Here is a 22,871-nt window from a genome sequence, read left to right on the forward strand (position 1 = left end):
ATAGCTTAGCTATTTTAACCTTAATTAATCTCGTTCAACATTTTAGAGATTTCGTCTAATCTAGGTGTAAGTATAATTTCTATTCTACGGTTTTTTGCTTTTCCTTCGGGAGTTGCGTTACTTGCTAATGGAGAGAATTCACCTCTTCCGGCAGCTGTTAGATTTTGTTTATTTATTTTTTTGTTTTCGCTCAAAATAGCAACAATTGCAGTGGCTCTTTTAGTTGATAAATCCCAGTTGTCAGCAATTGGACCCGAAGCAGTGAAAGCATCATCATCAGTATGTCCTTCAATAAGCACTGAAATATCTGGATTATCACCCAGCACTTTTCCTACCTCAATAACGGCTTTTTTACCTTCTGGACCAACAGCCCAACTACCAGAATTAAATAGTAATTTGTTTTCCATAGAAACATAAACTTTACCATTTTTTTGTTCAACCGTTAAGCCTTTGCCTTCAAAACTGTTCAAGGCTTTTGATAATGTTTCTTTCAATTTTTGCATGCTAGCTTCTTTAGCAGCAATTAAATCTTCTAGTTCTTTTAAACGTTGTGCGCTTTTATTTAAACGTTCTTGTTCTAACGCTAATGCTTGTGCTTTATCATCTAATTCATCTAACAATTCGCGATTTTTTTTCATGTTGCTTTGCAAAGCGTCATTACTGTTTTTCTCTAAAGCGGTGTATGAATCTTGCAACACATTAAACTTATTTAGTGAGGCTTCATAATCCGATTTAAGTTTAGCATAATCTGAATTTGCTTTTTCCAAAGCTGATTTCAGTGCGCTACTGTCTAATTCTAATTGATTTTTTGCTTTTAGCAATTCGGCATTTTGATCCGAAATATTTCTGTTTTCTTTTTTTAAATCAGCAAACTTGCTTTCTAAATCATTGTAGATTTTCTTAGAAACACAAGAGGTGGAAAGTGCTAGTATCAGTAATCCAATGGAAACTCTTTTTATCATTTTGGGTTGTTTTTTATGGTATTATTTATCTCTTTTAACTAAAAATATCTTGTTTTATTGCGATGCCCTAGCCCTGATAGAAGTGAAAATCCTTTTTTGTTTTTTCTTTAAAAACAAAAAGATTGAAACGGATAGCAGGAAACAGCTCCTTATTTTATTATTCTATTTCTACCAAAATCGGACAATGGTCTGAATGTTTTGCTTCGGGCAGAATAACGGCTCTTTTGATTTTGTCTTTAAGCGGTTCGCTCACCAAACAATAATCGATTCGCCATCCTTTATTATTGGCTCTGGCACCAGGAGCACGCTGACTCCACCAAGTGTAATTATGTGGTTCTTTGTTCAGAAAACGGAAACTATCTATGAAGCCATTTTCCAGAAAACTGTTCAGCCAAGCTCTTTCTTCAGGCAAAAATCCAGATACTTTTTTATTACGTATCGGGTCATGGATGTCAATTGCTTCATGGCAAATGTTGTAATCGCCACAGATAACCAGATTTGGGATTTCTTTTTTCAAATCGGAAATATAGTTTTGAAAATCGTCCATATACATGAATTTATGATCCAATCGCTCGATATTTGTCCCTGACGGCAAATACAAACTCATTACAGAAATATCCTCAAAGTCAACTCTAAGGTTTCTTCCTTCAAAATCCATATGTGAAATTCCAGTTCCAAAAACAATGTTTTTAGGTTCTATCTTAGAAATAATTGCTACGCCACTATATCCTTTTTTTGTTGCGGGAAACCAATAATGATACGGATAACCAGCTAATTCAAAATCTAATGTTGGCACTTGCTCTTCCATGGCTTTGATTTCCTGAAGGCAAATAACATCTGGATTAGCTTGTTGCAACCATTCTATAAATCCCTTTGAAATAGCGGATCTAACTCCGTTTACGTTGTATGAAATAATTCTCATTTAAAATATTTTAGGCATTTTTTCGAAAAATAAAATGTTCTGGATTGCTACTTGAAGCTCCCCTTTTTATTGAATCAAAAGAATGATATTGTTTTTGTGTGGGTTCCCAAATGTAATAAAAAAGTATAAGTTTGATTCAGAAAAAGAAAGAAAATGGAGTTTTTTGCTATCTTTGTTTCTTGCTCAAAAAAAACAAAAAAACACATGGGTTTAGTAACCGCTAAAGAAGTTGCAAAAGCAATAAACGCAGATAAGTACGGAGTATTAGGTACTTTTTCTGGCTGGTTGCTTATGAAGGTGCTAAAAATTTCTACCTTAAATAAAGTTTATGATAGAAACAAACATCTACAAGATGTTGATTTCTTGAATGGGATATTAGATGATTTACAAATAAAATTCGAAATCCCAGAAGAGGATTTAAAACGTTTGCCAAAAGAAGGCGCTTATATCACCATATCTAATCATCCGTTGGGAGGAATTGACGGTGTTTTATTATTGAAATTAATGCTTGAAAGAGAACCTAATTTCAAGATTATTGCTAATTTTCTTTTGCATCGAATTGAGCCTCTAAAAAAATACATTATGCCTGTGAATCCTTTTGAAAATCATAAGGATGCTAAATCAAGCGTAGTGGGAATTAAAGAAACACTTCGCCATTTGAGTGATGGAAAACCATTAGGAATGTTTCCTGCCGGAGAAGTTTCTACCTATAAAGATGGTAAATTAATGGTAGACAAACCTTGGGAAGAAGGTGCTATTAAGGTAATTCGTAAAGCGCAAGTTCCTGTTGTTCCCATTTATTTTCATGCCAAAAATAGCCGATTGTTTTATTTGCTTTCGAAAATTGGTGGCACATTACGTACCGCAAAACTTCCTTCAGAAGTGTTCAGCCAAAAACACCGCGTAATTAAAGTGCGTATTGGTAAAGCTATTTCGGTAACGGAACAAAACGAACATGCTACGCTCGAAGAATACTCAGAGTTTTTGAGAAGGAAAACTTATATGCTTGCAAATCCTTTTGAAAAGGAAAGCAAATTATTGACTCCTCCGAATTTAAAGATTCCGAAAAGCCCTAAAAAAATTGTTACTCCCGCAAATGGAGAAAAAATAATTGCCGAAGTTGATGCTTTAAGAAGTACAGATTGTCGTCTGTTACAGAGTAAAAACTATGAGGTTTTCTTTGCTGAAGCAGCTCAAATACCAAATATTCTTCACGAACTAGGTAGACTTAGAGAAATTACTTTTAGAGAAGTTGGCGAAGGAACAAATGAACCTATTGATTTAGATAAATTTGACCAATATTACCACCACATGTTTTTATGGGATGATGATGCCAAGAAAATTGCCGGTGCATACCGAATGGGATTGGGTTCAGAAATTTATCCAAAATATGGAATGGATGGTTTTTATCTAAACGATTTGTTTCGATTTGAGCCTGAATTACACGATATGATGCACAAATCTATTGAAATGGGACGCGCATTTATCATTAAAGAATACCAGCAAAAACCAATGCCTCTTTTTCTACTTTGGAAAGGAATTATTCATACCACATTACGTTATCCAGAACATAAATTCCTGCTTGGCGGCGTAAGTATCAGCAATCAATTTTCAGATTTTTCGAAATCGCTAATGATTGAATTTATGAAATCAAATTATTACGATCCCTATATTGCACAATACATTCATCCGAAGAAAGCGTATAAAGTAAAACTGAAAGATGCGGATAAAGATTTCATTTTTGACGAAGCCGAATCAGATTTAAATAAATTTGACAAAATAATTGATGAGCTGGAACCAGGAAGTTTACGCTTACCCGTTTTAATTAAAAAGTACATCAAACAAAATGCAAGAGTAGTCGCCTTTAATGTTGACCCTTTATTCAACAACGCTATTGACGGATTGATGTATATCAGAATTGCAGATATTCCAGAAAGTACGATGAAACCCGTTATGGAAGAATTTCAGGCTGAACTGGAACGAAAACTAACTGAAAAAGAAGATTAATAAAAAAATCCCGATTGAATCGGGATTTTTTATGCTTTAAAACCAAGCTTTCTTTCCAACTTGATAGGTTTGATAAAACTCTTCGTCTGATTTTATTAAATATATAATTCCTTCTATAACGCCTAATAAACCTGTAACTGTTCCACAAGTGCAGATACTAATTACCAACCATATTATTCCTTCGGTGGTATATCCTAAAAGGAATTTATGAATTCCAAATGGTCCTAAAAGTATAGCAAGAAGTCCTGCAGAAATTTTTTTATTATCCTCATAAACAGGGCGAGGATTGTTCCATTCTTCGTGTTTTGAATTTTCCATAGATTAATTATTATGTGATTGTAATTCAACACTTAAAAATACTAAAAAATAGATTACATTTTAAAATCTAATTTGATTTTTAGTGTTTTACTTTATAAATACAATGCCTTAATTTTATCTACAATGACCTGAGCCAATCGTTCGTGACTTTCAAATGTCCATCCTGCAATGTGTGGCGTGAGAATTACGTTCTTAGCTTGCAACAAATATTGAAAGGCTTCTGGTGTGTTTTTATCCTGAAATAAAGTTTCAAAAGACAATTTTTCATATTCTAAAACATCTAATCCTGCTCCAAGAATTTTACCTGATTGCATTGCAGCAACTAAATCTGCTGTAACAATGTTCTTACCGCGTGAAGTATTAATAATCCAAAACGGTTTGGCAAAATTATTGATGAAAGCTGCATTTACCATTTTATCCGTTTCTGGAGTCCATGGAATATGCAAGCTCAAGACATCTGCCTTTTGTTGTAATTCCTGTAACGAAACTTGCTTAGCATTTGCATCACCCTCATTTTCCTGAATGTCATAACACACTACTTCAACATCAAATCCTCGGAGTTTTTTAGCAAATGATTTTCCCATGTTACCATAACCAATAATTCCAACAGTTTTTCCATCAAGTTCATGCCCTCGATTGCTTTCTCGGTTCCAATGCCCTGATCTAATTTCGCTATCGGCTTGATTTAATTTATTAAAAAGCGACAAAATCATTCCTAATGTATGTTCAGCAACTGCATTTCGGTTTCCTTCAGGCGCAGCAATAAGCGTAATGTTTTTTGATGAAGCATAATCACAATCAATGCTTTCTAAACCAGCACCTACTCGAGCTATAAATTGCAAATTAATAGCCTTGTCCAAAAAGGTTTTATCAATTTTGAAACGGCTTCGAATAACAATTCCGTGATAGTCCTGAATTTTAGCTTCAATTTCTTCTTTGGAAGATTTGAAATCCTGAAAATTACTGAAACCAGCTTGTTGCAATTGATCCCAAAGTACGGGATGATTGCTATCGATATGAAGGATTTTTATGCCCATAAAATAGCTTGTTTTTTGATACATCAAATTAACAAAAAAAATACGGTTTATTGTTTTAAGAAAAAAATTAGCAAGAAATGCCTAAATTAGCGTCACCTTTATTGTTTACAACAAATCAATTCCAAAATGAAATTAACAAGAACGTTTAAAGCCTTTTTTGAAAGCGAAAAAGCAGGTGGAGTTATTTTGCTTCTTGCTACTATCTTTTCTCTTAGTCTTGCTAATTCATCTATACAAACGGAATACATTAGTTTTTGGAACATTCAATTGGGCCATCATTCCATAACACATTGGATTAATGACGGATTGATGACAATTTTTTTCCTTTTAATTGGTTTGGAATTAGAGCGCGAAATTTATGATGGTGAATTATCCAATATCAAAAATGCTGCGTTACCTATTTTTGGAGCTTTAGGAGGAATGTTGATTCCGGCTGGAATTTTTTTAGCACTGAATTTTGGAACCATTACGCAAAACGGCGCAGGAATTCCGATGGCTACTGATATTGCATTTGCTATTGGTATTTTATCGCTTTTAGGAAATCGGGTGCCAGCTTCGCTCAAAATATTTTTGACTGCACTGGCTGTAATTGATGATTTAGGAGCGCTAATTGTGATTGCTGTTTTCTATACAGATACGATTTCATTTTTAAATTTATTTATTGCTTTTGCAATTATGGGAGTTTTGTTTCTGCTAAACAGAAGAAAAGTACACCATCTAGCACCTTATTTAATTGGCGGAATTGGGATGTGGTATTTCATGCTTAATTCTGGCGTACATGCCACCATAACTGGAGTTTTGTTAGCGTTTGTGATTCCTTTTGGTGACGGAGGTAAAAAAACATCTTCGTATAGACTACAGCATTTTCTACACAAACCAGTGGCATTTTTTATTTTGCCCTTATTTGCAATTTCAAATACTTGCATTGCAATAGATTCAAATTGGAGTGAAGGACTCAATAATACGAATACAATTGGCATATTAGCAGGTCTTGTAGTTGGAAAACCATTGGGAATTTGGCTTTTTTCGTTCCTAAGTGTTGGTTTAGGAATTTGTGCTTTACCAAAAGATTTAAAATGGAAAGATATTTTGGGAGCAGGAATGTTAGGTGGAATTGGCTTTACTATGTCTTTTTTTATTACACTGCTCGCATTTAAAAATGATGGAGAAGATGTAATTACTTACTCTAAAATTGCCATTCTGATTGCTTCTTTTATCGCAGGAACTATTGGTTTCCTTTGGTTGAAGTTTTATCCAAAAAAATAAAACCAAATAAACATTACCTTATTTAGGCTAAAATATTTATTTGGTTTTAAAGGCCTTGTTTTATAAACTGGTCCAATAATCAAGTACTGTTATTTTATCTGGCTTTGGATTCAAAAGAGCCCCAAACGCTTTGTGGTCTGGATGAATCAAATACGCATCTCTATCAGCTTCGCTATAAAATGTCAAGAAAAAACAATGTGTTAAACCATTATTCAAATTTTCAGGACTATTATTCGTTCCCCATTCAAAGGATTTTATCAATGGTATTTTAGCGGGCAAATTTCCAAAAGCAGTTACAATCTTGCTAATATCTGCTGGATTAGTGCCTTCTTTCCATCCAAACATAACTACATGCCTAAGCACTTGTTTTGGTTTGTCTTGTTGGGCATTTATCGTATTGAAAGTTGCCATTAAAAATAGAAGTACAAATAGTAGTTTTTTCATTTTATGTTTTTTCCAAATATACTATTTATTTAAATTGGATTTACAGCACTTTTTTTTGCGTGAGGGATAGTAGTTAGCTACCGAAGTAGCGCATATATCCCGACAGTTCGGGACGACTACAATACCAAAAAGGGTCTTCTCAGCGTAATGTTGAGAAGACCCTTTTTGGTGTTTTGGTCACGCCCAAATGGTGTTTATCCTTTGATTTGTTTTAAAGAAGTTTTGATTCCTTTGATTAATGACGAACTGAATCCGTGTAATTCCATTTCGTTCAATCCTGCAATAGTACAACCTTGCGGTGTAGTTACGCGGTCAATTAATTGTTCTGGATGTCCTTTTTCTTCTAATAACATTTCGGCTGCTCCTTTTACGGTTTGGGCTGAAATGGCTAAAGCTGTTTGCCAGTCAAATCCTATTTCAATTCCTGCTTGCATGGAAGCACGAATGTAACGAAGTGCAAAAGCGGTTCCGCTAGCCGCCAAAACTGTAGCTGCGTCCATTAATTTTTCGTCAATAATAGGCGCTGTTCCTAAAGTCTGAAAAAGAGCTACAGTATCTTGTGCTTTGTCTTTGTCTTTTTCATGAAAAGCGATACAGGTTGCTGATGCACCAAATTGTGCTGCAATATTTGGCATGATTCGAACTGCACTATTAGAAGCTCCAATCTTGTTTTGTAAATTTTCAATAGACAATCCACTCACTGCCGAAGCAATTACTTTATTAGAAATTACAGGAAGTATTTCGGCTAAAACAGTATCTACTTGATACGGTTTGATAGTCAATATTATAACATCTGCTTCTTGAATTTGATGTTTATTATCTGTAGAAACAGTAATGCATAATTTTTCAAGATATAAAATACTAGCTGTGTTTCGTCTGGTTACGGTTACTTGATTGTCTTGTGAAAATTTTGATATTCCTAATGCTATAGAAACACCTAAGTTTCCTCCTCCAATAATATGTACTTTCATGCTGTTTTTTTTAAACTCCTAAAATCAATTTTGCAATTGTAAAATACAAGATGATGCCAAAAACATCATTTGTTGTTGTTATAAATGGTCCCGTTGCAATGGCAGGATCTATCTTTTTCTTGTGCAAAAATAAAGGCACTAACGTTCCTAATGTTGCTGCAAATAAAATAACCACTATAATAGAAATAGAAATAGCTAATCCTACTTGAAATTGCCCATACATGATGGTATGGTACGCCAATACTAACAAGGAAATTATGGTTCCTGAAATCATGGCGACTGTAATTTCTTTGCTAAAATATTCTTTGCTAAAACCTTTCAAAGTACCATTTGCTAATCCTTGAACAATAATTGCCGAAGCTTGAACGCCAATATTTCCTGCAGTCGCTGAAAGCAAAGGCATAAAAATAATCAAGGTATAAAATTGTTGTGATGTAGCTTCATTCCCTTTCAAAACATAAGACGCAACTAGCTCAATTAACATTCCCATAATTAGCCATGGTAATCTCGCTTTGGTATGTTCGTAAACACTATCATCCGCTTCTACGTCTTGGGTGATACCCGCAGCCATCTGGTAATCTTTATCCGCTTCTTCTTTGATTACATCCACGATATCATCAATAGTGATTCGGCCTACCAAACGTCCTAATTCATCAACCACTGGAATGGCTTCTAAATCGTATTTCTGCATGATTCTCGCTACCTCAATATCTTCAGTATCTACATTAACTGAATTTAATTTCCGAATGTAAACGTCATTTATAGGTGTTCTTGAAGATGTAGTCAATAAATCTTTGAGAGACAAACGTCCTTTCAATCTGTCTTCATCATCAACCACATAAATAGAATGTACTCTAGAAATATTTACTGCTTGAATGCGCATTTCTTTTACACAAGTAAGTACGTTCCAGTTCTCATTAACTTTAACTAACTCTTTATGCATAATTCCTCCAGCAGTATCTTCAGCGTAACGCAATAAATCAACAATGTCTTTTGCGTGCTCAACATCTTGTAACTCAGAGATTACTTCGGCTTTGATTTCTTGAGAAAGTTCCGCAATAATATCTGCGGCATCATTTGTTTCAAGCTCATCTAATTCCTCCGCAATTTCTTTTGGAGAAAGTCTTTTTAATATATTTTCCCGCAAATCATCTTCTAATTCTAGAAGAATTTCTGCTGTTTTATCACTGTCTAATACTTTAAAAATGTAGGTCGCCTCTTCAAAATCAAGTTCGTCTAGAACCTCAGCAATATCAGCATGGTGCATGTCATTCAATAAAACTTCCAATTGATGGTCGTTTTTACTTTGAATGAGTTGCTCTAATTCGCGGATTAGTTCTTTGCTGATTTTAAACTCCATCGGCTTCTATTTTTTGGGTAAGTTCTATAAACTGTTCTACACTAAGTTGTTCTGGGCGAAGATCAAAAACTTTGTCTTCTCTCAAATTATCAGACAAATTTAAGGTTTTTAAACTGTTACGCAAGGTTTTTCTACGTTGCTGAAAAGCAGTTTTTACCACTGTGAAAAATAATTTTTCACCACAAGGCAAACTAAAATCTTCTTTTCTGCGCAAACGCAATACTCCTGATTTTACTTTTGGTGGTGGGTTAAAAACATGTTCGTCAACCGTAAACAAATATTCCGCATCATAAAAAGCCTGGGCTAAAACCGAAAGAATTCCATAGGTTTTGCTTCCTTTTTTCTCACAGATGCGTTCTGCAACTTCTTTTTGAAACATTCCTGCAAATTCTGGAATTTGATTCCGAAATTCTAATGTTCTAAAAACAATTTGAGTTGAAATATTATATGGAAAATTCCCTATTATCGCGAATTGCTTGCCTTCAAAAATCTCATTTATATTGTATTTCAGGAAATCTTTTGAGATAATTTTATCCTTCAATTTTGGATAATTACTATCTAAATATTCCACAGATTCCGTGTCAATTTCTATCACGTAGGTATTGATCGGTTTTTCTAATAAATATTTTGTCAAAACACCCATTCCTGGACCTATTTCTAAAACATCCTCATAGCCTTCTAGATTCAAGGTATCCGCAATGGCTTGAGCGATACTTTCGTCTTTCAGGAAATGTTGTCCGAGGTGTTTTTTGGCTTTTACTTTTTCCATATTGTCATTGCGAGGCACGAAGCAATCTCGCTTATTTTTAAGTTTATTTTGCCACGAAGGCACAAAGACGCAAAATGTTTTCTAATGTTCTGAAATCAATTCTAACTCTGTTATAAAAGTCAACATTCTGTCCCCAAAAAGTTTTGTTCCTTCTTCACGCAAAGCCGGTGCATCTTCTTGATAATATTTCTCCAAAGTTTCTTTACTGTCCGTAGTGTATTGAACAGAATAGGTTACTCCTCCCATTTCTTCTTCAACTAATACTCTAACCATTCTGGCAGAAGAGAATTTTCCTGTTGCCAAAACCTCTGGAATGTGTTTGTGTTGCATCCAAATCATCCATTGATCGTGAACACTTTCGTGTATGTTTGTAGTAACGTTATATAGTATCATTTTTCACTGTTTAATCGTTGATTTGTTTAATTGGTTAACCTATTAAACCTAATTTACAAATTTGTATCTCCTCGTAATTCTCTAAATTTTCTCCTTGCTTCAACAAAGTAAATACTGTCTTGGTGGCTAAAAATTATTTTTTCGTACAATGTCTTTGCTTTTTCAGGCATTTGCAATTGTTTATTGTAAATTTCGGCAGCATAATATAAAGCTTCATCAATGTAGATTCCATCATTATGCTGATCAATTATAGTTTGATATTGGCTTAAAGCCAAGGTATAATCACCTAATTTTTCATATGTTTTACCTAACCTCAACAAGGTTACCGCTTCTATTTCCTGTCCTTTAAACGTTTTCAAAATAGTCTGAAATTGCAATACCGCTTCCTGATTCCTATTTTGATACAAAAGATAATCTCCTTTAGCAAATGCCGCCAAGGCTGTTTGCGTTGAATCAGCAACCGTATTGTCATTTATCAAAAGAAAATATTCTAAAGCATCATTCGCAATTAGTTGCGTATTCGCTGATTTCAATTCCTTAAATTGTTTCAAAGCCCAAGCGAAATCTGTTTTGAAATAGCTCGTTTTTGCTGCCTTCAAACTTGCTTCATGCGCCACAACATCATTCTTCAAATCCAATTCTATTTGTGAATAATACAACAATGCTTGATTGAATTTTTCTTCATAAAGCAAAATATCTGCCAATTCCATTTTGGCTTGAGCCACTTCATACGTATTCAATGATAACGCAAGTGCTTTCTTCACCACCGCTTTTCCTTCTTCTGGATTTTTTAAATTAAAAGTTAAAAAATGTGCCTGAATCAGTTGCAAAGGTAAGGTAAAAGGATTTATTTCATATTCTTGTAACAAATGGTTTAGTTCTGCGTTAATCGTTACAAAATCTTTCGGCTGCGCAACTTTGATTTTCATCTTTATCAAATAGGCATTTGCTTGAATTAGCAACTCTAAATCTTTTGTGTTTTCCAAAACAAAACCTAAAATTTCCTTAGCAGCCTCACCGTTTTCTTCTTCAATAGCAAGTTGTCCTAAATTCACAATATTCGATAACGATTCGGGATTGCGTTTGTAAATTGCTTTTTCCTGAATAAACGCTTTTTCAAACTCTTTATGTTGCACATAAAACCAACTCAAATAATGGTTCCAAAACAGGTCTTGGTTCTTCTGAGTTCTAATAATTAATGCTTTGCGTAAGCTGTTATCAAAACTAGCATCTCCTTCGTCAGCCATAAACCGCGCGAGTTGATTTTGAATTTGTATCGAATTTTGAGGATTAGCAAACGCTTCATCTAAAAAAGTAGAAATCATCATTTCAACATTCCCTAACTGACCATAAAGCAATCCTATTTGATAATTAAAATTAAAATTAGGCTGTAATTCAACTGCTTTTTGATAGGATTTCAAGGCATAGTCCAGAAGTACTTTACGCTCAAATGAATTGGAAATACTATAAACTTCATTTGGATTTTTTTGGATTCTGTCAAAAGCTTTTTCGTAATATATCTTGGCTTTATCCTCCTTTTTTTGCAACTGAAAATTATATCCCAATTCGACCAAAAGATTCCCTTGTTTGTATTTATCAAATCGGGCTTGAATGGCTTTTTCTGCAACATCATAGCGTTGCAATTGTTGGTAACAATCAATAGTTCTTAAAAAATATTGGGAGTTTTGAGGTATATCTTGAAGCAATTCTTCGTAACTGATTAGGGCTTTTTCGAAATCGCCTTTGTCATAATAATACTGCGCTAATTGCTCGTTTTGCGAAAAACAAACCAATGAAAAAAACAGGGAGATATGTAGAAAGAGTTTTTTCATTGTTAATTTTTTTACTAAATAACACTTAATCAAAAGTCATTTAACCGCAAATTCGCAAATTTTATTTTTATTGAATTATAAAATAATTTGCGAATTTGTGGTAAGTGAAAATTGACCAAATTTAGTTTATAATATCAAATCCGCAAAACGGACGCAATACCTCAGGAACTACAATTCCTTCTGGCGTTTGGTAATTTTCTAAAATTCCAGCTAAAACTCTTGGCAAAGCCAATGAACTTCCGTTTAAAGTGTGTGCCAATTGATTTTTTCCGTCTTTATCTTTGAAACGTAATTTCAAACGATTCGCTTGGAAAGTCTCAAAATTAGAAACAGAACTGATTTCTAACCAACGTTCTTGTGCCGTAGAAAACACTTCAAAATCATAGGTCAATGCTGATGTGAAACCCATATCCCCTCCACAAAGACGCAAAATTCTATAAGGTAATTTCAATTCTTGAAGAATGCCTTTTACATGTTCTACCATTCCGTCTAAAGCTTCATAAGACTTATCAGGATGCTCTACGCGTACAATTTCGACTTTGTCAAATTGATGCAAACGGTTTAATCCACGAACGTGAGCGCCATAAGAACCAGCTTCACGACGGAAACAAGGTGTGTAAGCCGTACATAAAACTGGCAATTCATTTTCGTTCAGAATTACATCTCTAAATAAATTAGTTACTGGAACTTCAGCCGTAGGGATTAAATATAAATTATCTGTAGCGTCATGGTACATTTGTCCTTCTTTATCTGGCAATTGCCCTGTTCCAAAACCTGAAGCTTCATTTACTAAATGAGGCACTTGCATTTCTTTGTAACCCGCTGCTGTATTTTTATCTAAGAAATAATTAATCAAGGCACGTTGTAATTTAGCACCTTTCCCTTTATAAACTGGAAATCCTGCCCCTGTAATTTTTACTCCTAATTCAAAATCAATGATATCGTATTTTTTTACTAGTTCCCAATGTGGTAATGCTCCTTCGTGCAGAACCGGAATATCACCTTCTTGAAAAACATTTAAGTTTTCCTCAGGAGTTTTTCCAACAGGAACAATATCCGCTGGAAGATTCGGAATAGTATATAGTTTTTGTGTTAGCTCATTTGCAAAAATTTCTGCTTTCTCTGCTAAGTCTTTGCTTTTTTCTTTTAGTAGAATTGTTTTTTCTTTTAAAATAGTAGCTTTTGATTTTTCACCACTTTTCATCAAGTCACCAATATCTTTGGATAATTTATTAGATTCGGCTAAAACACCATCAAGCTCTACTTGAGTAGCGCGACGTTTTTCGTCGAGTTGTACCACTTCTTCAACAATAGTTTTGGCATCCATATTTCTTTTTGCCAAAGCTTTGATTACTTTTTCTTGATTTTCTCTAATAAATGCGATTTGTAACATATCCTGATTTTTAAAACTCTTTGTTTGTTTTCAATAACGGAAGCAAATTTAAGGAAATGTTTGATAGAAATGGGACAAAAAATTAGTCAATAGTCCAAAGTCACAATGTCACAAAGTCAAGCTCTAAGAAATAACCTTATTTAGTATCCCTTTATTTAAATATAATATTATGTTGAAAAGACAATGGAATGCAATAGAAAACGCCTTTAAGACTTTTGACTTAGTTTAGGCTCTTTTAATCTCGTGACCAACGAATTCTTCTAAAGTGGCAAACATTTCATCAACAGAAAGCACTTCGAAATCAGGATGGGATTTAAGAAAATTAGCGTTCAAAGTAATTAGATTTTCTTCTATTTCGAAAAAAGTGTCATTGTTAAGCAAATCTCTAATCGGATTTACACCTTCTAACTTGCCTTTTAGGAATTTATTGAGTTTTACGCTGCTCATTAATTTTACTTTTTTACTTTGCTGTTGAAATAATTCTAAATGCTTTTCAGCTCCAATGAGTGCCAAACCTTCTTCAATCAATTCATTTAATTCGGTATTCCAGCCTGATTTATATACAAATTGAGCAAAATTACCCTCGGCACATTGAGAAAAGTAATAATCTAAATAATAACTCATTAAGGCATCTTCGTGAATCAAATCGTCATTCACACCTTCCTCACGCATTAGGTTAATTACCGAAATATTCGAGTGAATCACGTCTTGAAGATTTTCACTGTTGAAGGCCGTTTCCGAAACTATTATTCTACCGAATTCCATATGGTTTGTGTTTATATTTTTGGCAAATTTCCGTTAAATAAAAACAGAAATGAAATACAATTTAATTTAAATGCTATCCGATTCGTTACTGTTCTCTTTCTGATTCATTTTTGTAACTAGAGCTTTCAATCGTAAGGCTTTTTCTTTTTTCTCCTCTTGAAGTTTTGCTTTTTTCCGATTTAGCAATTTGGTATGCAAAGCCTTATTTTTAGTGTTTTTTTCGGGTCCTTTTGCCATAATATTAAAGCTTCTTTAGTTCTGTTTGCAAATATAAATAACAGGTTGCTTACGAACACATATTTAAAGAAATGTTTAAAATTAATATAACAACATTTAAGGAAAAATCATTTCCCAAAGATACCAGTAGTTTTAAATAAGAGATCCAAAGCTTTAATAGTTTCGAATTATTAAAATAAAAGAAAAATACTGTTAAAATAATTATTCAATACTATTCTTTAATTAAATTTGTTAGTTTTGTCTTACAAATAAATTTTAAAATTTAAATAAAATGAAAAAAATCATTCTTTTAGCAACAGTTTGCTTTATGTCAATTGGTGCATTTGCGCAAGCCCCTTTAGAAAATGGTGCGTTACAATTAAATGCTGGCCTTGGATCTTCAGGATGGGGAACTCCTATTTATGTTGGTCTTGATTATGGTGTTGGAAATAATTTTACCGTTGGTGGTGAATTATCATATCAATCAAAAAGTGCAACTTATGCATCAACAAAATATAAATCAACAGCAATTGGAATTGGAGCTAATGGTAACTACCATTTTAATGCCCTTTTAGATATTCCTAGTAAATGGGACTTATATGCAGGTCTTGGAATTAATTATTACGTGTGGAAATATGACAATGAGTTGTATAAAACTAGTGACAATTCAAATATTGGACTTGGAGCACAAATTGGCGGTAGATACTTTTTTAGTGATAAATTTGGAGTAAATTTAGAAGTTGGTGGCGGTAGTGCAACATCTGGTGCTAAAATAGGAGTAACCTATAAATTATAGTCTATTTATTTATTTCTAATAAAGAATTTAAAAAAAGGGTTGTCTGAAAATCAGATAACCCTTTTTGTTTTTAGGTATTTTTAAATAATATTTTAAATCAAAATTAAAAAAAAGTATAGTATCTAAAGGCAATCATCTATTTTTGCAAATTATTCTGAATTTTTTTAATCTCATTTTAGGATAAATTTTTTCAGGACATAAATCTAATTATATGATACAGAATCCAAAAAGATATACGATTACAGCGGCATTGCCTTATACAAACGGACCGATTCACATTGGGCATTTGGCGGGTGTTTACGTGCCTTCTGATATTTATTCTCGTTATTTACGTTTGCAAGGAAGAGACGTTTTGTTTGTTTGCGGAAGCGATGAACATGGTGTTGCGATTTCGATGAAAGCCAAAAAAGAAGGCATTACACCGCAACAAGTAATCGATAAATACGATGGAATTATTCGTAAATCATTCTCGGATTTTGGAATTTCGTTTGATAATTATTCCAGAACTTCTGCTAAAATTCACCATGATACGGCTTCGGAATTTTTCAGAACTTTATACGATAAAGGTGATTTTATTGAAGAAGTGACCGAACAATTGTATGATGCAAAAGCGGATCAGTTTTTGGCAGACCGCTTTGTTGTTGGGACTTGCCCGAAATGTGGCAACGAAGAAGCTTACGGTGACCAATGCGAAAAATGTGGTTCTACCTTAAACGCTACCGATTTGATTAATCCAAAATCGACAATTACAGGAGAAACGCCTATTTTGAAATCTACGAAACACTGGTTTTTGCCTTTGGATCGTTATGAAGATTTCTTGAAAGAATGGATTCTTGTTGGACATAAAAATGACTGGAAACCCAATGTTTACGGACAAGTGAAATCTTGGATTGACGGCGGATTAGAGCCTCGTGCGGTAACTCGTGACTTGGATTGGGGAATTGATGTTCCAGTTGAAGGTGCCGAAGGAAAAAAATTATACGTGTGGTTTGACGCACCAATTGGCTATATTTCTTCTACCAAAGAATGGGCTGCGAGAGAAGGAAAAGACTGGGAGCCGTACTGGAAAGATAAAGATACAAAACTGGTTCACTTCATCGGGAAAGACAATATTGTTTTTCATTGTATCATTTTCCCTGCAATGTTAAAAGCGGAAGGAAGTTATATTTTGCCGGATAATGTTCCTGCAAATGAGTTTTTGAATTTGGAAGGAAACAAACTTTCTACGTCAAAAAACTGGGCAGTTTGGTTGCACGAATATTTAGAAGAATTTCCGAATCAGCAAGATGTTTTGCGTTATTCTTTGACGTCGAATGCGCCTGAAACTAAGGACAATGATTTTACCTGGAAAGATTTTCAAGCTAGAAATAACAATGAATTAGTAGCGATTTTTGGAAATTTCATCAATCGTGTGGTGGTTTTAACCAACAAATATTACGAAGGAATTGTTCCAAGTCCAAACGCACTTTCTGATGTAGATGAAGCAACTTTAACAGAATTAAAAGCCTATCCAGCCGTGATTTCGAGTTCGATAGAACGTTACCGATTCCGTGAAGCTTTAGGCGAATTGATGAATGTTGCACGATTGGGAAATAAATATTTGGCTGACGAAGAGCCTTGGAAAATGATCAAAACAGATCCTGCTCGTGTACAAACCCAAATGTATGTGGCTTTGCAAATTGCCGCAGCTTTGAGTTCACTTTGCGAACCTTTCTTACCATTTACTGCTACAAAATTATCAAGAATTTTAAAAATTGGAGATAAAATAGATTGGAAAACGGTTGCTGAAAATTCGGATTTGATTCCTGCGGGACACCAAATTGGTGAAGCCGAATTGCTTTTCGCCAAAATTGAAGATGAAGAAATTCAAAAACAAATAGATAAATTAGAAGCTACAAAAACAGCTAATATCGCAGAAAACAAAGTGGCAGAACCACAAAAAGAATTGATTCAGTTTGATGATTTTGCTAAAATGGACATTCGCGTTGGAACGATTCTAGAAGCCGAAAAAATGCCAAAAGCCAACAAGCTTTTGATTTTAAAAGTCGATACAGGTATTGATGTTCGAACTATAGTTTCGGGAATTGCTGAAAGTTTTTCGCCAGAAGATATTGTAGGAAAACGTGTGACTGTTTTAGTGAATTTGGCTTCAAGAAACCTTCGTGGAGTGGAAAGTCAAGGAATGATTTTGATGGCAACAAATGCCGAAGGAAAACTGGTTTTTGTAAATCCTGATGCGGATGCTGTGGCGAATGGCGAAACGATAAATTAAATTCAACCGCAAATCCGCGAATTTTAATTAAACATAAAAAAGAATAATTTGCGAATTTGTGGTAAAAATAAATATAAAAGTAATTGCTTTCGATGCGGATGGTGTGGCGAATGGTGAAACGATAAATTAAATTCAACCGCAAATTCACGAATTTTAATTCAACATAAAAAAGAACAATTTGCGAATTTTTGGTAAAAATGAATATAAAAGTAATTGCTTTCGATCCGGATGGTGTGGCGAATGACGAATCGATAAATTAAATTCAACCGCAAATCCGCGAATTTTAATTCAACATAAAAAAGAATAATTTGCGAATTTGTGGTAAAAATAAATATAAAAGTAATTGCTTTCGATGCGGATGGTGTGGTGAATGACGAAACGATAAATTAAATTCAACCGCAAATTCACGAATTTTAATTCAACATAAAAAAGAACAATTTGCGAATTTTTGGTAAAAATAAATAAAATGAATATAAAAGTAATTGCTTTCGATGCAGATGACACCCTTTGGGTTAACGAAACCTACTTTGATGAAACCGAGAAAAAATTCTGTGGTTTGATGGAAGACTATTTATCCCATCAAGGAATTTCGAAAGAGCTTTTTAAAATCGAAATCGACAATCTAGGATTATATGGATACGGTATAAAAGGCTACATTCTCTCGATGATTGAAGCTGCAATGCGAATTTCAAATAATACTATTCCGATAGAAATCATTGAAAAAATCATTCAATACGGGAAAGAATTACTCGAGAAACCTATTGTTTTATTAGATGGTGTAGAAGAAACACTGGAAGCATTAAAAGGTAAATACAAATTAGTGGTTGCCACAAAAGGGGATTTACTTGACCAACGAAGAAAACTACACAATTCAGGTTTAGGACATTATTTTCATCATATTGAAGTCATGTCAGACAAGCAAGAAGTAGATTATTCTGATTTAATTAAACGTTTAGAAATCCATCCATCAGAATTTTTCATGATTGGAAATTCACTTAAATCAGATGTTTTACCAGTTTTAGCCATTGGCGGACACGCAGTTCATATCCCGTTTCACACCACTTGGGCACATGAAAAAATTGAACATACGGTGGAACATGATAATTTCAGCAGTTATGAAAAAATCACGGAAGTTTTAGAAAAACTGAAATAATGAAAACTTTTTTAGACATAGAAAATTGGAACCGAAAAGAACACTTTAAGTTTTTCAAACAAATGGAAGAGCCTTTTTTTGGTGTAACCGTTGAAATTGATTGTACCAAAGCTTATGCAACGTCCAAAGAGCTAAAAACTTCTTTTTTTATTTATTATTTACATAAAACTTTAGTTGCAGTAAATGCAATTGAACCTTTTAGATATAGAATTTTAGAAGATCAAATTGTTATTAACGACAGAATAGATGGTTCTGCAACAATCGGTAGAGCAGACAATACTTTTGGCTTTTCATTGATAGAATACCACCCAGACTATAGCATTTTTGAGCAAATTGCTACTACCGAAATTGAACGCATTCAAAACACTACAGGACTTTTTACTAGAGCCTTTGAAGAGGATAATGTCATTCATTTTTCGGCCATTCCTTGGGTAAATTTTACTTCTCTTTCTCACGCTAGAAGCTATACTTTTCCGGATAGTTGTCCAAAAATTTCTTTTGGAAAAATGAGAATTTCGGAAAATGGGAAAAAAACTATGCCTATGTCTATACATGTACATCATGGATTAATGGATGGTTTTCATGTAGGGCAAATGGTAGATTATTTTCAAGAGCAAATGAACAAATAAAAAAAAGCACTCCTAAACAGAGTGCTTTTTTTAAAAAATAATCAAAATTAGTTCTACTTCCCTAATAAAAGAATATCATTGGCAACGACTTCTGTAATGTATCGTTTTTCCCCATTTTTATCTTCGTAGCTTCTATGTGTTAGTTTGCCTTCAATTGCAATTTCTTTGCCTTTGGTCACATATTTTTCGATGATTTCAGCAGTTTTACCCCAAGCTACGACTTTGTGCCATTCGGTTTGTTCTACCTTTTCTCCTTTTTCATTTTTATACGTATCGTTTGTAGCGATTGTCAAATTAGCAACTTTTTTTCCTCCATCGAGATTTTTGATTTCTGGATCGTTCCCAACATGTCCTATTAATTGTACTTTGTTTCTCATTGCATTCATGGCGTGTAAATTTTAAATGTTAGTGTATATATCGTGTTGAATCATTGTTTTAAATCAACAAGGCAAAGATGCGATGACTTGCAATTATTATTCGGTTACTAACTGTTTACTTTCGGTTGTAACTATTTGTAAGCGTTTGTAAATGGAAAATTTTATTTATATTTGATTGACTTTAAGTTTTTTATTTAATAAAAATCCTTTAAACCATGCTGAAATCCTGTTTAGAATGTGGAGAAAAAATTGTTGGTCGAGAGGACAAAAAGTTTTGTAGCGACGGCTGTCGTAATGCTTACAATAATAAAATAAATAAAGACAGTACAAACTTCATGCGTAACATAAATAATAAATTACGCAAAAATTACCGCATTTTATCAGAACTGAATGTTGAAGGAAAATCCAAAACTACTCGTGCCAAATTATTAAGCAAGGGTTTTGACTTTGAATTTTTTACCAATATTTTGAATACCAAATCTGGAAATACTTATTATTTTTTATATGACCAAGGTTACCTACCCTTGGAGAATGACATCTTTATGCTTGTTAAAAAAGATATTTAATAAATACCACACCCCAAAAATACCATGAAAAAAGATTACTCATCCCTTCTATCAGTAGCATTTATCCTAGGATTCCTGGGCTTGCTATTTTCGACAATTATGCCATTGTGGACCTCTTCTGAGAGTGATTCACTTTCAGAATTTTCTACAAACAGAGCTTTAGCACAAGTGGACGCTATTTCGAAAAAACCTCATTTTGTGGGTTCCAAAAACCACGAAGAAGTTGCCAATTATCTTGTGAAAGAACTTCAAAAATTAGGCTTGGAAACTTCCCTTCAAGAAGGATATACTTTAAGTGACTGGGGAAATCTAGTGAAATCTAAAAATATTTTAGCCCGAATAAAAGGAACTAACAACTCCAAAGCGCTATTGTTACTTTCACATTATGACAGCGCACCACATTCCTATTCGCATGGCGCAAGTGATGCAGGCTCAGGCGTAGCAACAATTCTGGAAGGCGTTCGTACTTTTTTATACAATAAAACGCCACACAAAAACGATGTGATAATCTTATTTTCTGATGCAGAAGAATTAGGTTTAAATGGAGCCGCTCTTTTTGTAACGCAACACCTATGGGCAAAAGAAATAGGCTTAGTTTTAAACTTTGAAGCCAGAGGCACTTCCGGACCAAGTTATATGTTAATGGAAACTAACAAAGGAAATGCAGGTTTAGTAAAAGAATTTTCTGCTGCAAAAACACCCTGCCCTGCTTCAAATTCCCTGATGTATAGCATTTATAAAATGTTACCAAACGATACTGATTTAACCGTTTTTAGAGAACAAGGAAATATTCAAGGGTTCAACTTTGCTTTCATCGACGATCATTATAATTATCATACGGCTCAAGATGACATCCACCATTTAAACAAAAATACCTTAGCGCATCAAGGAACATATTTGATGCCGCTACTAAATTATTTTTCGAATACGGATTTGAATAGCACTCAAACTTCAGATGATGACGTCTATTTTACAATTCCATATAGTTTTATTCACTATCCTTTTAGTTGGGTTATGCCTATGACTATAATTGCTTTTATACTCTTGATTGTTTTTATTTTCTTCGGAATTGGAAAACGATTAATTTCAATTCAAGAAGTGGGAAAAGGATTTATTCCATTATTAGGTGCTGTAATTACATCTGGGTTAGTCACTTTTTTTGGATGGAAAGCACTACTACAAATCTATCCACAATACAATGATTTATTAAATGGATTTACGTACAATGGTCACGCCTATATTGCCGCTTTTGTATTGTTAAGCATTGCCATTTGTTTCCTTTTTTACAACCGATTTTCGGCTAAGAAAATAACTATGAATCATTATATTGCGCCATTATTGATTTGGATTATCATCAATGGGGTTCTTGCAAATGTTTTAAAAGGAGCAGGATTTTTGATTATTCCAGTGTATTTTGGACTATTTTCTTTTGGGGTATTTATCCTAACACAAAAATCAAAATGGATGCTAAATCTCTTTTTTAGTATTCCAGCCTTGCTTATTATTGCGCCATTTATTCAAATGTTTCCAATAGGTTTAGGACTTAAAGTTTTATTTGGAAGTGCTATTCTTACGGTATTAACTTTTGGCTTATTATTGCCTCTTTTTGGTGCTTACGCCAAAAAAGGAGCTTGGTTCTTTGTGTTTTTTATAGCTTCGATTGCTTTTTTTGCGAAAGCACATTACACCTCTGGTTATGAATTTGGGAAAGCAAAATCAAACAGTTTATTATACATTTATAACGCTGATACTAATGCCGCTAATTGGGTAACTTACGACACCAATCTGGATTCATGGACCAAATCTTATTTGGGTGAAAACCCTAAAAAAGAAAATTTCATGAAAGAAACACCTTTGTTTAGCAAATACAATTCTGTTTTCACTTATGCTGCCGAAGCTCCTAAAACAGCCGTTCAAAAACCAACAATTGAATTTCTTCAAGATCAAATTGTGGGAAATCAACGGCATTTAAAAATCCGAATATCTCCTAATCGAAAAGTAAATCGATATGATATTTTTGCCAATGAAAATATGATTCTTCAAAATTTCATAGCCAATGGTACAAAAGCCTTGGGGCAAAAAGGTTCTAAATACAACCGAAATGGCAAGAAAATATTGAGTTATTATGTAGTTGGGAACGAGCCTTTGGAGATGCAATTTAGCATGAATTCCAAATCTGTTTTTGATATGGAATTACTGGAAAGCTCTTTTGATTTAATTACAAATCCTTTGTTTAAAATGAAAAAAAGAGAAAATTGGATGATGCCAACACCTTTCGTTTTGAATGACGCAGTGGTAATTAAACAGCGTATAAAACCAAGTCCGGTAGTGCCCGCAAAAACTTTAAATAATGGCATTGTAAGTGCTGTTGTGAAAGATAGTGCTTCGGTGGTAAGGGATAGTTTGAAATTGCAATAACAAAA

The 22,871-nt window shown here is 33.8% G+C and carries 22 protein-coding genes; 8 read left to right on the forward strand and 14 right to left on the reverse strand.

What is annotated here, in order from left to right; translation table 11 throughout:
* Nucleotides 1–20: 20 nt before the first annotated feature.
* Together C8C88_RS05270 and C8C88_RS05275 are read right to left on the reverse strand one after the other, a co-directional pair.
* Nucleotides 21–962 (reverse strand): OmpA family protein, encoded by a 942-nt coding sequence (locus tag C8C88_RS05270; RefSeq protein WP_121337106.1) that lies wholly within the window; start codon nucleotides 960–962, stop codon nucleotides 21–23.
* A 157-nt stretch (nucleotides 963–1,119) separates the two neighbouring features.
* Nucleotides 1,120–1,884, reverse strand: a complete 765-nt coding sequence (locus C8C88_RS05275; RefSeq protein ID WP_121337107.1) for an exodeoxyribonuclease III — start codon at nucleotides 1,882–1,884, stop codon at nucleotides 1,120–1,122.
* Nucleotides 1,885–2,088: 204 nt separating this feature from the next.
* On the opposite strand from C8C88_RS05275, the gene C8C88_RS05280 reads away from it, so the two are divergent.
* On the forward strand, nucleotides 2,089–3,891 hold the full coding sequence (locus C8C88_RS05280; RefSeq protein ID WP_121338577.1) for a lysophospholipid acyltransferase family protein: 1,803 nt from the start codon (nucleotides 2,089–2,091) through the stop codon (nucleotides 3,889–3,891).
* A 36-nt stretch (nucleotides 3,892–3,927) separates the two neighbouring features.
* Here the strand turns inward: C8C88_RS05280 and C8C88_RS05285 are convergent, their stop codons facing one another.
* Both C8C88_RS05285 and C8C88_RS05290 read right to left on the reverse strand, forming a co-directional pair.
* The gene (locus tag C8C88_RS05285) at nucleotides 3,928–4,209 is read right to left on the reverse strand and encodes a TM2 domain-containing protein (protein WP_121337108.1); all 282 of its coding nucleotides are present in this window, start codon (nucleotides 4,207–4,209) and stop codon (nucleotides 3,928–3,930) included.
* 92 nt (nucleotides 4,210–4,301) lie between these two features.
* Nucleotides 4,302–5,246, reverse strand: coding sequence for a 2-hydroxyacid dehydrogenase (locus tag C8C88_RS05290; RefSeq protein ID WP_121338578.1), 945 nt, complete (start codon nucleotides 5,244–5,246; stop codon nucleotides 4,302–4,304).
* 126 nt (nucleotides 5,247–5,372) lie between these two features.
* Here C8C88_RS05290 and nhaA point away from each other — a divergent pair, with 126 nt between their 5' ends.
* Entirely contained in the window at nucleotides 5,373–6,512 is a 1,140-nt protein-coding gene (gene nhaA, locus C8C88_RS05295) for a Na+/H+ antiporter NhaA (RefSeq protein WP_121337109.1), read from the forward strand.
* Nucleotides 6,513–6,572: 60 nt separating this feature from the next.
* On the opposite strand, the gene C8C88_RS05300 is transcribed toward nhaA, so the two are convergent.
* From C8C88_RS05300 to C8C88_RS12925, 9 genes are all read right to left on the reverse strand, one after another.
* The gene (locus tag C8C88_RS05300; protein ID WP_121337110.1) at nucleotides 6,573–6,956 is read right to left on the reverse strand and encodes a Dabb family protein; all 384 of its coding nucleotides are present in this window, start codon (nucleotides 6,954–6,956) and stop codon (nucleotides 6,573–6,575) included.
* A gap of 194 nt (nucleotides 6,957–7,150) precedes the next feature.
* Nucleotides 7,151–7,927: a pyrroline-5-carboxylate reductase gene (proC, locus tag C8C88_RS05305; RefSeq protein WP_121337111.1), complete on the reverse strand. Its 777-nt coding sequence runs from the start codon at nucleotides 7,925–7,927 to the stop codon at nucleotides 7,151–7,153.
* Nucleotides 7,928–7,937: 10 nt separating this feature from the next.
* Nucleotides 7,938–9,287, reverse strand: a complete 1,350-nt coding sequence (gene mgtE / locus C8C88_RS05310; RefSeq protein ID WP_121337112.1) for a magnesium transporter — start codon at nucleotides 9,285–9,287, stop codon at nucleotides 7,938–7,940.
* Complete coding sequence (gene rsmA, locus C8C88_RS05315) at nucleotides 9,277–10,056, reverse strand: 16S rRNA (adenine(1518)-N(6)/adenine(1519)-N(6))-dimethyltransferase RsmA (RefSeq protein ID WP_121337113.1); 780 nt, start codon at nucleotides 10,054–10,056, stop codon at nucleotides 9,277–9,279. Before rsmA ends, mgtE begins: the two co-directional genes overlap by 11 nt.
* Nucleotides 10,057–10,137: 81 nt before the next feature.
* The gene (locus C8C88_RS05320; RefSeq protein WP_121337114.1) at nucleotides 10,138–10,449 is read right to left on the reverse strand and encodes a DUF4286 family protein; all 312 of its coding nucleotides are present in this window, start codon (nucleotides 10,447–10,449) and stop codon (nucleotides 10,138–10,140) included.
* 53 nt (nucleotides 10,450–10,502) lie between these two features.
* Nucleotides 10,503–12,281, reverse strand: a complete 1,779-nt coding sequence (locus C8C88_RS05325) for a tetratricopeptide repeat protein (RefSeq protein WP_121337115.1) — start codon at nucleotides 12,279–12,281, stop codon at nucleotides 10,503–10,505.
* A gap of 121 nt (nucleotides 12,282–12,402) precedes the next feature.
* The gene (gene serS, locus C8C88_RS05330) at nucleotides 12,403–13,674 is read right to left on the reverse strand and encodes a serine--tRNA ligase (RefSeq protein WP_121337116.1); all 1,272 of its coding nucleotides are present in this window, start codon (nucleotides 13,672–13,674) and stop codon (nucleotides 12,403–12,405) included.
* A gap of 225 nt (nucleotides 13,675–13,899) precedes the next feature.
* A complete protein-coding gene (locus tag C8C88_RS05335; protein WP_121337117.1) occupies nucleotides 13,900–14,439 on the reverse strand; it encodes a DUF4375 domain-containing protein in 540 nt (179 codons plus the stop codon).
* Between the two features lie 66 nt (nucleotides 14,440–14,505).
* Nucleotides 14,506–14,676, reverse strand: a complete 171-nt coding sequence (locus tag C8C88_RS12925; RefSeq protein WP_199711394.1) for a hypothetical protein — start codon at nucleotides 14,674–14,676, stop codon at nucleotides 14,506–14,508.
* Between the two features lie 271 nt (nucleotides 14,677–14,947).
* Between C8C88_RS12925 and C8C88_RS05340 the strand changes: the two genes are divergently transcribed.
* The 4 genes from C8C88_RS05340 to C8C88_RS05355 all read left to right on the forward strand — a co-directional run bounded on the left by C8C88_RS05340 (nucleotide 14,948) and on the right by C8C88_RS05355 (nucleotide 19,505).
* Nucleotides 14,948–15,451 (forward strand): outer membrane beta-barrel protein, encoded by a 504-nt coding sequence (locus tag C8C88_RS05340; RefSeq protein ID WP_121337118.1) that lies wholly within the window; start codon nucleotides 14,948–14,950, stop codon nucleotides 15,449–15,451.
* Between the two features lie 211 nt (nucleotides 15,452–15,662).
* A complete protein-coding gene (metG, locus tag C8C88_RS05345; RefSeq protein ID WP_121337119.1) occupies nucleotides 15,663–17,723 on the forward strand; it encodes a methionine--tRNA ligase in 2,061 nt (686 codons plus the stop codon).
* A gap of 466 nt (nucleotides 17,724–18,189) precedes the next feature.
* On the forward strand, nucleotides 18,190–18,876 hold the full coding sequence (locus C8C88_RS05350) for an HAD family hydrolase (protein ID WP_121337120.1): 687 nt from the start codon (nucleotides 18,190–18,192) through the stop codon (nucleotides 18,874–18,876).
* A complete protein-coding gene (locus C8C88_RS05355; protein ID WP_121337121.1) occupies nucleotides 18,876–19,505 on the forward strand; it encodes a chloramphenicol acetyltransferase in 630 nt (209 codons plus the stop codon). Before C8C88_RS05350 ends, C8C88_RS05355 begins: the two co-directional genes overlap by 1 nt.
* A gap of 53 nt (nucleotides 19,506–19,558) precedes the next feature.
* Here C8C88_RS05355 and C8C88_RS05360 read toward each other — a convergent pair whose 3' ends face one another.
* On the reverse strand, nucleotides 19,559–19,891 hold the full coding sequence (locus C8C88_RS05360) for a single-stranded DNA-binding protein (protein ID WP_121337122.1): 333 nt from the start codon (nucleotides 19,889–19,891) through the stop codon (nucleotides 19,559–19,561).
* A gap of 209 nt (nucleotides 19,892–20,100) precedes the next feature.
* Here C8C88_RS05360 and C8C88_RS05365 point away from each other — a divergent pair, with 209 nt between their 5' ends.
* Entirely contained in the window at nucleotides 20,101–20,448 is a 348-nt protein-coding gene (locus C8C88_RS05365) for a hypothetical protein (protein ID WP_121338579.1), read from the forward strand.
* Between the two features lie 24 nt (nucleotides 20,449–20,472).
* The gene (locus tag C8C88_RS05370; protein ID WP_121337123.1) at nucleotides 20,473–22,866 is read left to right on the forward strand and encodes a M28 family peptidase; all 2,394 of its coding nucleotides are present in this window, start codon (nucleotides 20,473–20,475) and stop codon (nucleotides 22,864–22,866) included.
* Nucleotides 22,867–22,871 lie beyond the last annotated feature (5 nt).

It is taken from the genome of Flavobacterium sp. 123 (assembly GCF_003634825.1).
Classification (GTDB): domain Bacteria; phylum Bacteroidota; class Bacteroidia; order Flavobacteriales; family Flavobacteriaceae; genus Flavobacterium.